Here is a 13,848-nt window from a genome sequence, read left to right as displayed (position 1 = left end):
TCATTCCCGCGTCGCCAGTACAGGCGATGCACGCGTGAGCACATCCCTGTCAGCGAAGGCGGTTCCCGAATGGCGGGAACGCGCCCTGGCGCTGTTGCGCCAGCGTCCGCAGTTGCGGACCGAAATCCTGATCCTGCTGGCCAGCGCGTATTTCGCCGTGTTCGGCAACCAGGCGTTCTGGCGGGTGGCGATGGAAGACGCAACCCGCTCGCCGGGCTGGGCGCTGTGCGTGTTCGGCCTGCTGCTGGCGGTCAATGCCTTGGTATTGAGCCTGCTGGTCTGGCGACCCTGGGCGCGCGTGTTGCTGGGGTTGCTACTGGTCGTGTCGGCCTTGGCCGGGCATTACATCGATGCCTATGGCATCTACCTGGATGCGGACATGGTGCGCAACGTGCTGCACACCGATGCCAGGGAATCGCGCGACCTGCTGTCCTGGGACACGCTGCTCGCGGCAGCGGCCGCAATTCCCGCCCTGCTGGCGCTGGCCTGGGTGCGGGTGCGCCGCAGTGGCTGGAAAAGCGCCGTGCTGGCACGCGTCGCGTTGTGGCTGGGCGTGGCGGCGCTGGGCGTCACCGCGGCACTGGCGTCGTCGCAGCATCTGTCGGCCCTGATGCGCAACCAGCACCAGGCCCGCTACCTGGTCACCCCGGCCAACTACTTGGTGTCGCTGTTCACCGTGCTGCAGGAAGACCCGCCGGGACCGAAGCCGGCCTTGCTGACGGTGGCCGGCGATGCCCGCCAGTTGCCGAGCCCCGCCGGCCGCAAGCCGCGCCTCCTGGTCATGGTGGTGGGCGAGACCGTGCGCGCAGGCAACTGGGGCCTGAACGGTTATGCCCGACAGACGACTCCGGAGCTGCTGGCAATCCCGGACGTGCTGAATTTCACCGACGTCAGTGCCTGCGGCACCAGCACCGAGGTCTCGCTGCCGTGCATGTTTTCGCCGTACGGGCGCACGGGCTACGACAAGAAGAAGATCCGCAGCCACGAATCCCTGCTGCACGTGCTGGCACGCGCGGGGGTGTCGGTCGAGTGGCGCGACAACCAGTCCGGCTGCAAGGGCGTGTGTCAGGGGCTGCCGTACGAATCCACCAGCAATGCGAGCGATCCCGCCTACTGCGGCGACGACCGTTGCCTGGACGGCATCCTGCTGGAGCGCGCGGCGACCTGGATGGGCGATGGCCGCGGCGACCGGGTGGTGGTGCTGCACATGGTCGGCAACCACGGCCCCAACTATTTCCAGCGCTATCCGCCGGAGTTCCGCCGCTACACCCCGGTCTGCGAAACGGCCGACCTCGGCGACTGCAGCCCGGCGCAGATCGTCAACGCCTACGACAACGCCATTGGGTACACCGACCACGTTTTGGCCCGTTTGATTAATCTGATCGGCCAACAGTCCCGATATCATGGCGGGATGATCTACGTTTCCGACCATGGCGAATCGCTGGGCGAGAAGGGCCTGTTCCTGCACGGAGTGCCGTATGCCATCGCCCCGGACGAACAGACCCGGGTGCCGATGACGATGTGGTTCTCGCCGGGCTTCCTGGCCGACAGCGACACCGACCGCGATTGCCTGGCCGGCGAAACGCGCCGCGCCTGGAGCCACGACAACCTGTTCGATTCGGTGTTGGGCATCATGGACGTACAAACCGGCGACTACCGCCGCGAACGCGACCTGTTCGCCGCCTGTCGTCAGCCGGCCGGCGCTGCCGGAGCGGGCGCGCCATGACGCCGCAGGTCTCGGTGGTGATCCCGGTGTTCAACGAACAGGACAACATCGACCCGCTGATCGCCGAGACGGTGGCCGCGCTCGACGCGATGGCGTTCGAGATCGTCTGCGTGGACGATGACTCCGACGACCGTTCGCTGCAGGTACTGCAGGAACTGCAGTCGCGGCATCCGCAGTTGCGCGTACTGCATCACCGGACCCGCAGCGGGCAGAGTACGGCGGTGCGCAACGGCATTAAGGCCGCGCGCGGGGCGTGGATCGCCACCTTGGACGGCGACGGCCAGAATGACCCGGCCGACATCCCCAAGCTGCTGGCCGCGCGCGCTGCCGCCGCGCCGCAGGTCAAGCTGTTCGCCGGCTGGCGGGTCGATCGCCAAGACAGCGGCAGCAAGCGCTGGGCTTCGAAATGGGCCAACGCGATCCGCAGCCGCATGCTGCGCGACGAGACGCCGGACACCGGCTGCGGGATCAAGCTGTTCGAGCGCGCGGCTTTCCTCGACTTGCCGTACTTCGACCACATGCACCGCTATCTGCCGGCGTTGATGCAGCGCGCCGGCTGGCAGACGGTCAGCGTGCCGGTTTCGCACCGGCCGCGCACCAGCGGCGTGTCCAAGTACAACAACCTGCAACGCGCGCTGGCCGGTATCAGCGACCTACGCGGGGTGGCCTGGCTGATCCGCCGCAGCAAGCTGACCGCGATCGACGAACTGGGGCAGGGCGGCTGAGTTTCCGCGATGGGCATGATGAACGAACAGATAGTCTCGCTGGCCTGGACCGGCCTGCACCTGACACCGTGGAAGCTGATCGGCCTGACCGGCGCCTTCATGTTCGGTTCGCGCTGGCTGGTGCAGTTCCTGGCTTCGCGCAAGGCCGGGCGCCCGGTCATCCCGCGGCTGTTCTGGTACATGAGCCTGCTGGGCAGCGCGATGACGCTGAGCTACTTCCTGTTCTCCAGCAAGCAGGACGCCGTGGGTGTGTTGCAGAACCTGTTCCCGGCCTTCACCGCGGCCTACAGCCTGTACCTGGACATCCGCCACGGCCGCCGGACCCGTGCCGAAGGCGAACGAGTGTAGGGACGGTCCTGATAATTGCCGTCATTCCCGCGCAGGCGGGAATCCACGGACGAATGAGGCCTGAGTCAATCCGACCTGCGAAGCAGCGTCGGCTTGAATGAATTGTTGGGCGCGGCCTTCAAGGCACCAGCCTAGTCCCGCTTGCCGAGGTAGTACAAGCCAGCCACAACAAGGCCGATTCCCATGCCGAGCCAGTACAGCCAGCCTGACGCCACTGCCTCGGACGAGAGCATTGGAATGCCCTCACGACTAGAAACGCGATAAAGCCGATTGAGGGCGCTCAATGCCATGAGAACGACAAATACGGCAACAGCGACCCTGAACTCTCCGCGCTTCTTCATGGCACTTACGAACCCCCGATGAGCGCCTAACTAGTGAATGACAAGCCCCATGGATTCCCGCTTTCGCGGGAATGACGAGCGGTAGCAGGCGGCCCGGACCTTGCATGACCGGATTCCGCCCATCGTGCTTCACATCCCCGCGTAATTCGGTCCGCCGCCGCCTTGTGGCGCCACCCAGACGATGTTCTGGGTCGGGTCCTTGATGTCGCAGGTTTTGCAGTGCACGCAATTTTGCGCGTTGATCTGCAGGCGCGGCTGGCCGTCTTCGACGCCGACGAATTCGTACACCCCGGCCGGGCAATAGCGGGCCTCGGGACCAGCGTACTCCTTCCAGTTCACCTCGACCGGGATCGTGGCGTCCTTCAGGGTCAGGTGGCTGGGCTGGTCCTCGTCGTGGTTGGTGCTGGACAGGAACACCGAGCTGAGCCGGTCGAAGCTGAGCACGCCGTCGGGCTTGGGGTAGTCGATCTTCGGGCACTGCGCCGCCGGCTGCAGGTTGGCGTAGTCCGGGGTGTCGTGGTGCAGCGTCCACGGCGGGTTGCGGATGCCCAGCTTGGGCAGCAGCCACTGTTCGATGCCAGTCATCAGCGTGGCCAGCGAACGGCCTTTCTTGAACCACTGTTTGAAGTTCTTCGACTGCTTCAGCTCGGCGTGCAGCCAGCTGTTCTCGAACGCGACCGGGTAGGCGCTCAGTTCATCGTGCTGGCGGTCTTCGCCCAGGGCCGCGAACGCGGCCTCGGCGGCCAGCATGCTGGTCTTGATGGCGGCATGGCTGCCCTTGATCCGGCTGGCGTTGAGGGTGCCGGCTTCGCAGCCGACCAAGGCGCCGCCGGGGAACACCAGCTTCGGCAGCGACAACAGGCCGCCGGCGGTGATCGCACGGGCGCCGTAACCGATCCGCTTGCCGCCTTCCAAGTGCGCGCGGATGGCCGGGTGGGTCTTGAAGCGCTGGAATTCCTCGAACGGGCTCAGCCACGGGTTCTTGTAGTCCAGCCCGACCACGAAGCCGACCGCGATCTTGCCGTCCTCGGCGTGGTACAGGAACGAGCCGCCATAGGTGTCGCTGTCCAGCGGCCAGCCGGCGGTATGCACCACCAGGCCCGGCTGGTGTTTGGCCGGATCGGCCTGCCACAGTTCCTTGATGCCGATCCCGTAGCTCTGCGGGTCCTTGCCGGCGTCCAGTCGATACTTCGCGATCAGCTCGCGGCCCAGTTGCCCGCGCGCGCCTTCGGCGAAGATCGTGTACTTGGCGTGCAGCTCCATGCCCAGCTGGAACTGGTCGGTCGGCTCGCCGTCCTTGCCGATGCCCATGTTGCCGGTGGCCACGCCCTTGACCGCGCCGTCGTCGGTGTACAGGACTTCGGCGGCGGCGAAGCCGGGGAAGATTTCCACCCCCAGCGCTTCGGCCTGCTGCGCCAGCCAGCGCACCACCGAGCCGAGGCTGACGATGTAGTTGCCGCTGTTGTGGAAGCAGCCCGGCAGCAGCCAGTTCGGGGTGGCCTTGGCGCCGGTTTCGTCGAGGAACAGGAACTGGTCGCGGGTCACCGCCTGCTTCAGCGGCGCGCCCTGGTCCTTCCAGTCCGGGAACAGCTCGTTCAGCGCCTTCGGATCCATGATCGCGCCGGACAGGATGTGCGCGCCGGGCTCGGAGCCCTTCTCCAGCACGCAGACCGAGACCTCGCGGCCGGCTTCGGCGGCCAGTTGCTTGAGCCGGATCGCCGTCGCCAGTCCGCCCGGTCCGGCGCCGACCACCACCACGTCGTACTCCATCGACTCGCGCGGGCCATAGGTCGATAGCAGATCTTGCGGGGTCATCGGGCGGGCTCCAGATGGGGGCTGGCAGGGAGGTTGGCTGGCCATGATACCAATCGCGGACAACCGCCCGCCGGCCTCGGGCCGGTGCGGCCGAATTGCGCTACCATGCGCGTCAATATCGGAACGGATGGCAAAGGTGGCCCGCGGAAACGCCGGCCGAGCGTGCGACATGAGCACTACGACCGCCCACTGCTGACACCCCCGCGAGGCCAGCCGAAAAGGCGCCCGCGTGGCGCCTTTCGTCTTTTTTGCCGCGGTTGCAGGCCATCGGCCTCCCGCATCCAGAGTCCCCGGATACCACCATGGTCAACATCACCCTTCCCGACGGCAGCTGCCGCGAATACGAACATCCCGTCAGCGTCATGGACGTTGCGCAATCGATCGGCGCCGGCCTGGCCAAGGCGACCGTCGCCGGCGCGGTCGACGGTGTGCTGGTCGACGCCTGCGACGTGATCGACCACGACGCCAGCCTGCGCATCATCACGCCCAAGGACGAGGAGGGGCTGGAGATCATCCGCCACTCCTGTGCGCACCTGGTCGGGCATGCGGTCAAGCAGTTGTACCCGGACGCCAAGATGGTGATCGGTCCGGTCATCGACGAAGGCTTTTATTACGACATCTACAGCGAGCGTCCGTTCACCCCGGACGACCTGGCGGCGATCGAGCAGCGCATGCGCGAGCTGATCGACCAGGATTACGACGTGGTCAAGAAGATGACGCCGCGTGCCGAGGCGGTGGAAATCTTCAAGTCGCGCGGCGAGGACTACAAGCTGCGGCTGATCGAGGACATGGGCCCGGAAGTGACGGCGATGGGCATGTACCACCATCAGGAGTACGTGGACATGTGCCGCGGTCCGCACGTGCCGAACACGCGCTTCCTGAAGGCATTCAAGCTGACCCGGATTTCCGGCGCTTACTGGCGCGGCGATTCGAAAAACGAACAGCTGCAGCGCATCTACGGCACCGCTTGGGCCGACAAGAAGCAGCTGGCGGCCTACATCCAGCGGATCGAGGAAGCCGAGAAGCGCGACCATCGCCGGATCGGCAAGGCGCAGGACCTGTTCCACCTGCAGGAAGAGGCGCCCGGCCTGGTGTTCTGGCACCCGAAGGGCTGGGCGGTGTGGCAGGTGGTCGAGCAGTACATGCGCAAGGTCTACCGCGACACCGGCTACGGCGAGGTGCGTTGCCCACAGATCCTCGACGTGACCCTGTGGAAGCAGTCCGGGCACTGGGACAACTACCAGGACAACATGTTCTTCAGCGAGTCGGAGAACCGCACCTACGCGGTCAAGCCGATGAACTGCCCGGGTCACGTGCAGGTATTCAAGCAGGGCCTGCACAGCTATCGCGACCTGCCGATCCGCTACGGCGAGTTCGGCGCCTGCCACCGCAACGAGCCGTCCGGCGCGCTGCACGGCATCCTGCGCGTGCGCGGTTTCACCCAGGACGACGGCCACATTTTCTGTACCGAGGACCAGATCGAGGCCGAGGTGACCGCCTTCCACCAGCAGGCGCTGCAGGTGTACGCCGACTTCGGCTTCGACGACATTCAGATCAAGATCGCGCTGCGCCCGGAATCGCGGCTCGGCGACGACGCCACCTGGGACAAGGCCGAGGCCGCATTGCGCGCCGCGCTGTCGGCCTGCGGGGTGGAATGGCAGGAGCTGCCGGGCGAGGGCGCCTTCTACGGGCCGAAGATCGAGTACCACCTGAAGGACGCCATCGGCCGCACCTGGCAGCTGGGCACCATGCAGGTGGATTTCATGATGCCGGGCCGGCTGGGCGCCGAATACGTGGACGAGAACAGCCAGCGCCGGCATCCGGTGATGCTGCACCGGGCCATCGTCGGCTCGATGGAGCGTTTCATCGGCATCCTGATCGAGCACCATGCCGGCGCCTTCCCGGTCTGGCTGGCGCCGGTGCAGGCGGTGGTGGCCAATATCACCGACGCCCAGGCCGACCATGTCGAAGAGGTCCGGAAAACCCTTTCAAATCAAGGCTTCCGGGTCGTCACCGATTTGCGGAACGAGAAAATCGGCTATAAGATTCGCGAGCATACGCTGCAACGCGTGCCGTACCTGCTGGTGGTGGGAGACCGCGAGAAGGAAAATGGCGCCGTGGCGGTGCGTACGCGTTCGGGGGAGGACCTGGGCACGATGTCCGTGGCCGCTTTCGCCGAACGTCTGCGCGCCGACTCTGCCGCGTAGGCCAGTCCCGGCCCGGGCAGCCCCCGGACCGGTTTCCGCCCAGTCGTACCGGCCGGGCGAACCCTTGGAGACCGACACATCAGTACCCCCGATAGCAAGCAGAACCGCAAGAACCAGGATATCCGCGTCCCCCGGGTACGCGTGATCGGCGCCGACGGCGAAATGGTGGGCATCCTGTCCCGCGACGAAGCGTTGGCCATGGCCGAAGAAGATGGCCTGGACCTGGTCGAGATCCAGCCGCAGGCCGATCCGCCGGTATGCAAGATCATGGATTTCGGCAAGTTCAAGTTCGAGCAGCAGAAAAAGGCGAACGAAGCCAAGAAGAAGACCAAGCAGGTCGAGATCAAGGAGCTGAAGTTCCGCCCGGTCACCGACGAAGGCGACTACCAGATCAAGATGCGCAACATTCGCCGCTTCCTGGAAGAGGGCGACAAGGTCAAGATCAACATCCGCTTCCGTGGTCGCGAGATGAGCCACCAGGAACTGGGTCGGCAGATGGCGGCGCGGATCGAGGCCGAACTGGGCGACGAGATCGTCATCGAGTCGCGCCCGCGGCTGGAAGGCCGGCAGATGGTGATGATGATCGCGCCGAAGAAGAAGTGATCCGAGAACCAGCCTCCCGTTCGCGGAGGTGGGCAGGAAGGGCGCCGCAGGGCGCCCTTCGGCTTTGCGCAGGCGCGCGTTTTCAGGGTGCGGCCGCCATGCCCGGACGCTCCGCGGACAATTCCGCAGGTTCGGACAGTGCCCTGGAAGGGCGCTTCTGCAAGAACCCGCTGATTTGCAAGGAAAACCGCTGCCGGGCATAATACGCGGCCCGGTTCGCCGGGAGTCGTGGCCGGAAACGGTCGCGAAAACAAGGAACCCGTCTTGATTTCTTTTTGGATCAATGACTTACCAGCCGGTTGGAGCAGGACGGAAAGCGTGGCGCAAGCCACCGCCCAGACCAGTTACGAAACAATCCAAGCAAGGATTCCACAATGCCCAAGATCAAGACCCACCGGGCCGCGGCCAAGCGTTTCCGCAAGACCGCTTCCGGCAAGTACAAGGCTGGCTCGGCCAACCGCAGCCACATCCTCACCAAGAAAGCGACCAAGACCAAGCGCGAAGCCCGCGCCGGCCAGATCGTCCGCAAGGAAGATTCGGGCCGTCTTGACCGCATGCTGCCCTATCTCTGAGGACTGAACCATGGCACGAGTCAAGCGTGGCGTGACGGCGCGTCGTCGTCACAAGAAGATCATCAGCCGTGCGAAGGGCTACTACAACGCCCGCCGCAAGGTTTTCCGCGTCGCCAAGCAGGCGGTTATCAAGGCCCAGCAGTACGCCTACATCGGTCGCAAGCAGAAGAAGCGCAACTTCCGTTCGCTGTGGATCACCCGCATCAACGCGGCGGCCCGCATCAACGGCATGAGCTACAGCCGCTTCATGAACGGTCTGCAGAAGGCCGGCATCACCTTGGACCGCAAGGTGCTGGCGGACATCGCCGTGCACGATGCGACCGGTTTTGCCGCTCTGGCCGAAAAAGCGAAGGGCGCACTCGCGGCCTGATAGCCGCGTCTCCACTGCAGTGAACATCGCCGGCAGGACATCGCCGGACGGAACGTGGGGAAGGGCGCGAGTCCTTCCCCATCGTTTTTTGCGATCCTTGTTGCAGGAGCGGTGTGAGCCGCGACCCGCTGATCGACGAAAAACGTTCGCGGCTGACGCCGCTCCTGCGGGATGGACCGCCGTAACCTGGAACCGATTGCAGATGAGCGAAATCGAAACCCTGTCCGCGCAAGCCATGGCCGACATCGCCGCGGCAGCCAGCCCGGACGCGCTGGAAACCCTGCGGGTGGGCCTGCTGGGCAAGCAGGGCAGCATCACCGCGCAGCTGAAGCGGTTGGGCACGCTGCCGGCCGAACAGCGCAAGGTGGAAGGTGAGGCAATCAACCGTGCCCGCGACGCCATCGGCCAGGCGCTGGCCGAACGCAAGCAGGTGCTGGAAGATGCGGCACTGGACGCGCGCCTGGCCGGCGAAGCGGTCGATGTGACCCTGGCCGGCCGCAACGACGGCCGTGGCGGACTGCATCCGATCACCCGCACCCTGGAGCGGATGACGGAGATCTTCGCCCGACTCGGGTACGAACTGGCCGACGGTCCGGAAATCGAGGACGACTGGCACAACTTCGAGGCGCTGAATTTCCCGCCGCACCATCCGGCGCGCGCCATGCACGACACCTTTTACTTCGGCGACGGTCGCCTGCTGCGTACGCACACCTCCGGGGTGCAGGTGCGCTACATGGCCGAGCACGCGCCGCCGCTGCGGATGATCGCGGCCGGCAAGGTCTACCGCAGCGACAGCGATCAGACCCATTCGCCGATGTTCCACCAGGTCGAAGGCCTGCTGGTCGACGAGCATTCCACCTTCGCCGACCTCAAGGGCACCCTGGTCGAATTCGTGCGCGCCTTCTTCGAGCGCGATTTTGAGATGCGCTTCCGCCCCAGCTACTTCCCCTTCGTCGAACCCGGCGCCGAGGTCGACATCGCCTGGCAGCAGCCGGACGGCAGCACGCGCTGGCTGGAAGTGCTGGGCTGCGGCATGGTGCATCCGAACGTGCTGAAGGCCTCGGGCATCGACCCGGAGCGCTACACCGGGTTCGCCTTCGGCATGGGCGTGGAGCGTCTGGCCATGCTGCGTTACGGCGTCGGCGACCTGCGTGCGTTCTTCGACAACGACGTGCGCTTCCTGCGCCAGTTCGCGTAGGCGGGCCCTGGCCCGCCGCGTGTTCCGGCATTGCGGCACCTGATTCATTAAATGGCGGGCCTGGGCCCGCCCTACGGATTCCGAAACGATGAAGTTCTCCGAAAACTGGTTGCGCAGCCACGTCCCCGTTTCCGCCAGTCGCGACGAGCTGGCCGCCACCCTGACCGCGATCGGACTGGAAGTGGAAGAGGTCAGCGCGCTGGGCGAATCGCTGGACGGCGTAGTGGTGGCCCGCATCCTGTCGGCGGAAAAGCATCCACAGGCCGACCGTTTGCAGGTTTGCCAGGTCGATGCCGGCCGCGGCGAGCCGCTGCAGATCGTCTGCGGCGCGCCGAATGCCCGCGCCGGGCTGGTCGCGCCGCTGGCGCTGGTCGGGGCGAAGTTCGGCGACTTCCAAATCAAGGCCGCCAAGCTGCGCGGCGTCGAATCGAACGGCATGCTGTGCTCGGCGAAGGAACTGGGCACCGATGTTGACGCTTCCGGGCTGCTGGAACTGCCCGACGACGCTCCGGTCGGGATGCCGGTCGCCGACTACTTGGGCCTGCCTGACGCCAGCATCGAGATCAAGCTGACCCCGAACCGCGCCGACTGCTTCAGCGTGCGCGGGATCGCCTACGACGTCGCCGCAGCGTGCGGCAGCGAAGTGACGGCCTTCGAGACCGAACCGGTGCCGGCAGCCAGCGATGCCCGCCTGGCCATCGAATTGCACGCCGGTGCCGCCGCGCCGCGCTACTGCGGGCGCGTGATCGAAGGCGTGGACGCTGCCGCGTCGACCCCGGTATGGATGGCCGAGCGCCTGCGCCGCAGCGGCGTGCGGCCGCTGTCGCTGCTGGTCGACATCACCCAGTACGTGATGCTGGAGCTGGGCCAGCCAATGCACGCCTTCGACCGCGACACCCTGCACGGCTCGGTCGGCGTACGTCGCTCGCGCGCCGGCGAAGCGGTCAAACTGCTGGACGGACGCGATGCGGAACTCGACGACGACTTCCTGGTCGTCACCGACACCGACCGGGTGGTCGCGCTGGCCGGCATGATGGGCGGCTTCGACACCCGCGTTACCGCGGAGACGAAGAGCGTGTTCCTGGAGGCGGCGTACTTCGCCCCCGATGCGATCATCGGCCGCGGCCGCAAACTGGGCCTGCATACCGATGCCTCGCACCGGTTCGAGCGTGGCGTGGATCCGGAGCTGCCGCGACAGGCGATCGAATACGCGACCCGGCTGCTGCTGGACCTGGCCGGCGGCACCCCAGGGCCGGTGCTGGAGGCGGAGTTGCCGGAACAGCTGCCCCGGCGCAGTGCGATCCTGCTGCGCCGCGCACGGATCGCCCGTGTGCTCGGGGTGGAGATCGCCGATGCCGAAATCGAACGCATCCTGCGCGCGCTGGGCCTGCAGGCCGCGGTGGTGGCCGATGGCTGGAGCGTGGTGGCGCCGAGCCGCCGCTTCGACATTGCCATCGAGGAAGACCTGATCGAGGAGCTGGCGCGCATCCACGGTTACGAACGCATTCCGACGACGCTGCCCGGCGGACCGACGCGGGTGGCGATGCAGAGCGAAACCCGGGTCGACGAAGCCACGCTGCGTCGGCAATTGCTGGCGCGCGAATATCGGGAAGCGATCGATTACGCCTTCCTCGACGCGCAGCGCCTGCGCGACTGGGGCGTGGAGGCCGATGCGGTGCCGCTGGCCAATCCGCTTAGCGCCGAACTCGGAGTCATGCGTACCTGGCTGTTGCCGGGGCTGGTCGATGCGCTGCATCGCAACCTGGCCCGCCAGGCCGGACGCGTACGCCTGTTCGAATTCGGCCGCGTGTTCCACCAGGCCGGCCCCGGCGAAGCACCGCGCGAAACCCTGCGCATTGCCGCGGTCGCCTGCGGTGATGCACGGGCCGAGCAATGGGGCGAGCCGGCGCGACCGGTCGACTTCCACGACCTGAAGGGCGATCTGGAATCGCTTGCCGCAGTCGCCGGCGCGGTGTTGGAGTTCCGTCCGGCGCAGCAAGGTTTTGGTCATCCGGGCCGTTCGGCCGAGGTCTGGCGCGACGGCGAGCGCATCGGCTGGATCGGCCAGCTGCATCCGCGCCTGCAGCGCACGCTGGACCTGGACGCGGACGTGCTGGGTTTCGAGATCGACCTGCAACCGTTGGCGCGGCGCGCGTTGCCGCGTGCAGCCGAGCTGTCTCGCTATCCCTCGGTGCGCCGCGACTTGGCGCTGGTGGTGGCCGAATCGGTCGGCTGGGCCGAACTGGCGGCCACGGTCAAGGCCGCTGCCGGTGGCAATCTGCGTGATCTGTGGTTGTTCGACCGTTACGTCGGTCAGGGTGTGGAGCCGGGTTGCAAGAGTCTGGCTATGGGCTTGATTTTGCAGGACAACTCGCGCACTCTGACTGACCCGGATGTGGACGCGGTCATGCGCGATATCATGGCTGCCGTCGGTCGCGAACACGGGGCGAAGGTTCGCGGCCAGGGACAGTAGTCGCAGGCAGGAGCAGGGGAAACCGAATGGCACTGACGAAAGCGGAAATGGCCGAGCGCCTCTATGACGAGGTGGGCCTGAACAAGCGCGAGGCGAAGGAATTCGTCGACGAATACTTCAACGTATTGCGCGAAGCGCTGGAACAGGGACGTCAGGTCAAGCTTTCCGGTTTCGGCAACTTCGACCTGCGGCGCAAGAACCAGCGCCCCGGCCGCAATCCCAAGACCGGCGAGGAGATTCCGATTTCCGCGCGTACCGTGGTCACCTTCCGCCCCGGGCAGAAGCTGAAGGAGCGCGTCGAGGTCTACGCCGGAGGCGAGCCGAATGCTTGACCCCGGCAGTAACCGCGAGCTGCCGCCGATCCCGGCCAAGCGCTATTTCACCATCGGCGAGGTCAGCGAGCTGTGCGACGTCAAGCCGCACGTGCTGCGCTACTGGGAGACCGAGTTTCCCAGCCTGGAGCCGGTCAAGCGCCGCGGCAACCGCCGCTACTACCAGCGCCACGACGTGCTGATGGTGCGGCAGATCCGCAGCCTGCTGTACGAACAGGGTTACACCATCGGCGGCGCCCGCCTGCGGCTGGACGGCGAGGGCGCCAGGCAGGAGTCGGCGCTGAGCAACCAGATCGTGCGCCAGGTGCGCATGGAGCTGGAGGAAATCCTGCATCTGCTGCGCCGTTGAGGCTCGGCGGGAATCCGCCGGCATCCTGTATAATCGCCCCCCTCCGGGGTATAGCGCAGCCTGGTAGCGCACTTGTCTGGGGGACAAGTGGTCGTCGGTTCGAATCCGGCTACCCCGACCAAATTCCGTCCGCTCCGGCAGGACAGACGAAAAAGCCCGCACGATGCGGGCTTTTTCGTCATTGCCGGGACAGCTGGTGGTTCACTCCAGCAGCGAGCGCAGCATCCAGGCGTTCTTCTCGTGCACCTGCAGGCGCTGGGTCATCAGGTCGGCGGTGGGGTCGTCGCCGGCGTTGCCGGCGGCCTTGAGTACCTTGCGGGCGGTGCGGCAGACCGCTTCGTTGCCGGCGACCAGCTGCCGGATCATCTCGGTGGCTTCCGGCACCGCGGTCGCGCCGGGCGCTTCCTTGATGCTGGACAGGGCGACGAACTCGGCATACGAGCCGGGTGCGTTGAAGCCCAGGGCGCGGATGCGTTCGGCGATTTCGTCCAGCGCCGTCCATTGTTCGGTGTACTGGCCTTCGAACATGACATGCAGGGAGTTGAACATCGGCCCGGTGACATTCCAGTGGTAGTTGTGGGTCTTCAGGTAGAGGGTGTAGGCGTCGGCGAGGAAGTGCGAGAGGCCTTCGCTGATCTTCCTGCGGTCGCCGGTACCGATGCCGATGTCGATCCTGGGCGAGGCGTCGGCGACGACGCGGGCTTTCTTGCTGGCGGATTTCTTGGCCATGACGCGACTCCTATGAGTGATGACGCCACAATATCGCCATCGGCACCTTATGTGAAAGTG

Annotated in this window: 14 protein-coding genes and 1 tRNA gene; 12 read left to right on the top strand and 3 right to left on the bottom strand. The window is 66.1% G+C overall.

Annotation, left to right across the window (positions count from 1 at the left end; translation table 11 throughout):
- Positions 1 to 46 precede the first annotated feature (46 nt).
- The 3 genes from CSC70_RS10680 to CSC70_RS10670 are packed head-to-tail and all read left to right on the top strand — an operon-like array spanning position 47 to position 2,799.
- Complete coding sequence (locus tag CSC70_RS10680) at positions 47 to 1,726, top strand: phosphoethanolamine transferase (RefSeq protein WP_162456843.1); 1,680 nt, start codon at positions 47 to 49, stop codon at positions 1,724 to 1,726.
- Complete coding sequence (locus CSC70_RS10675) at positions 1,723 to 2,451, top strand: glycosyltransferase family 2 protein (protein WP_162456624.1); 729 nt, start codon at positions 1,723 to 1,725, stop codon at positions 2,449 to 2,451. Before CSC70_RS10680 ends, CSC70_RS10675 begins: the two co-directional genes overlap by 4 nt.
- A 15-nt stretch (positions 2,452 to 2,466) precedes the next feature.
- Positions 2,467 to 2,799, top strand: a complete 333-nt coding sequence (locus CSC70_RS10670) for a lipid-A-disaccharide synthase N-terminal domain-containing protein (RefSeq protein ID WP_162456842.1) — start codon at positions 2,467 to 2,469, stop codon at positions 2,797 to 2,799.
- A 131-nt stretch (positions 2,800 to 2,930) separates the two neighbouring features.
- On the opposite strand, the gene CSC70_RS10665 is transcribed toward CSC70_RS10670, so the two are convergent.
- Both CSC70_RS10665 and CSC70_RS10660 read right to left on the bottom strand, forming a co-directional pair.
- A complete protein-coding gene (locus CSC70_RS10665; protein ID WP_162456623.1) occupies positions 2,931 to 3,140 on the bottom strand; it encodes a hypothetical protein in 210 nt (69 codons plus the stop codon).
- A 129-nt stretch (positions 3,141 to 3,269) separates the two neighbouring features.
- Positions 3,270 to 4,955 (bottom strand): electron transfer flavoprotein-ubiquinone oxidoreductase, encoded by a 1,686-nt coding sequence (locus tag CSC70_RS10660; RefSeq protein ID WP_162456622.1) that lies wholly within the window; start codon positions 4,953 to 4,955, stop codon positions 3,270 to 3,272.
- Positions 4,956 to 5,257: 302 nt separating this feature from the next.
- Between CSC70_RS10660 and thrS the strand changes: the two genes are divergently transcribed.
- The 9 genes from thrS (at position 5,258) to CSC70_RS10615 (ending at position 13,180) form a co-directional block, all read left to right on the top strand.
- A complete protein-coding gene (thrS, locus tag CSC70_RS10655) occupies positions 5,258 to 7,162 on the top strand; it encodes a threonine--tRNA ligase (RefSeq protein ID WP_162456621.1) in 1,905 nt (634 codons plus the stop codon).
- A 78-nt stretch (positions 7,163 to 7,240) separates the two neighbouring features.
- On the top strand, positions 7,241 to 7,765 hold the full coding sequence (gene infC / locus CSC70_RS10650) for a translation initiation factor IF-3 (protein ID WP_162456841.1): 525 nt from the start codon (positions 7,241 to 7,243) through the stop codon (positions 7,763 to 7,765).
- 374 nt (positions 7,766 to 8,139) lie between these two features.
- Positions 8,140 to 8,337 carry a 50S ribosomal protein L35 gene (rpmI, locus tag CSC70_RS10645; protein WP_162372906.1) on the top strand — a complete coding sequence of 66 codons (198 nt, stop codon included), beginning with the start codon at positions 8,140 to 8,142 and terminating at the stop codon, positions 8,335 to 8,337.
- A gap of 10 nt (positions 8,338 to 8,347) precedes the next feature.
- On the top strand, positions 8,348 to 8,707 hold the full coding sequence (gene rplT, locus CSC70_RS10640) for a 50S ribosomal protein L20 (protein WP_162456620.1): 360 nt from the start codon (positions 8,348 to 8,350) through the stop codon (positions 8,705 to 8,707).
- Positions 8,708 to 8,909: 202 nt separating this feature from the next.
- Positions 8,910 to 9,905, top strand: coding sequence for a phenylalanine--tRNA ligase subunit alpha (gene pheS / locus CSC70_RS10635; protein ID WP_162456619.1), 996 nt, complete (start codon positions 8,910 to 8,912; stop codon positions 9,903 to 9,905).
- Between the two features lie 88 nt (positions 9,906 to 9,993).
- Positions 9,994 to 12,378 (top strand): phenylalanine--tRNA ligase subunit beta, encoded by a 2,385-nt coding sequence (pheT, locus tag CSC70_RS10630; protein WP_162456618.1) that lies wholly within the window; start codon positions 9,994 to 9,996, stop codon positions 12,376 to 12,378.
- A gap of 26 nt (positions 12,379 to 12,404) precedes the next feature.
- On the top strand, positions 12,405 to 12,710 hold the full coding sequence (locus tag CSC70_RS10625) for an integration host factor subunit alpha (protein WP_162456617.1): 306 nt from the start codon (positions 12,405 to 12,407) through the stop codon (positions 12,708 to 12,710).
- On the top strand, positions 12,703 to 13,059 hold the full coding sequence (locus CSC70_RS10620; protein ID WP_162456616.1) for a MerR family transcriptional regulator: 357 nt from the start codon (positions 12,703 to 12,705) through the stop codon (positions 13,057 to 13,059). Before CSC70_RS10625 ends, CSC70_RS10620 begins: the two co-directional genes overlap by 8 nt.
- A 44-nt stretch (positions 13,060 to 13,103) precedes the next feature.
- Positions 13,104 to 13,180: transfer RNA gene (locus tag CSC70_RS10615), tRNA-Pro, on the top strand.
- Between the two features lie 80 nt (positions 13,181 to 13,260).
- Here CSC70_RS10615 and CSC70_RS10610 read toward each other — a convergent pair.
- On the bottom strand, positions 13,261 to 13,788 hold the full coding sequence (locus tag CSC70_RS10610; RefSeq protein WP_162456615.1) for a Dps family protein: 528 nt from the start codon (positions 13,786 to 13,788) through the stop codon (positions 13,261 to 13,263).
- Positions 13,789 to 13,848: the final 60 nt, after the last annotated feature.

It is taken from the genome of Pseudoxanthomonas kalamensis DSM 18571 (assembly GCF_010211745.1).
Taxonomy (GTDB): Bacteria; Pseudomonadota; Gammaproteobacteria; order Xanthomonadales; family Xanthomonadaceae; genus Pseudoxanthomonas_A; species Pseudoxanthomonas_A kalamensis.
The sequence above is the reverse complement of the archived record's forward strand: the minus strand, read 5'-3'. Positions and strand labels throughout refer to the sequence as shown.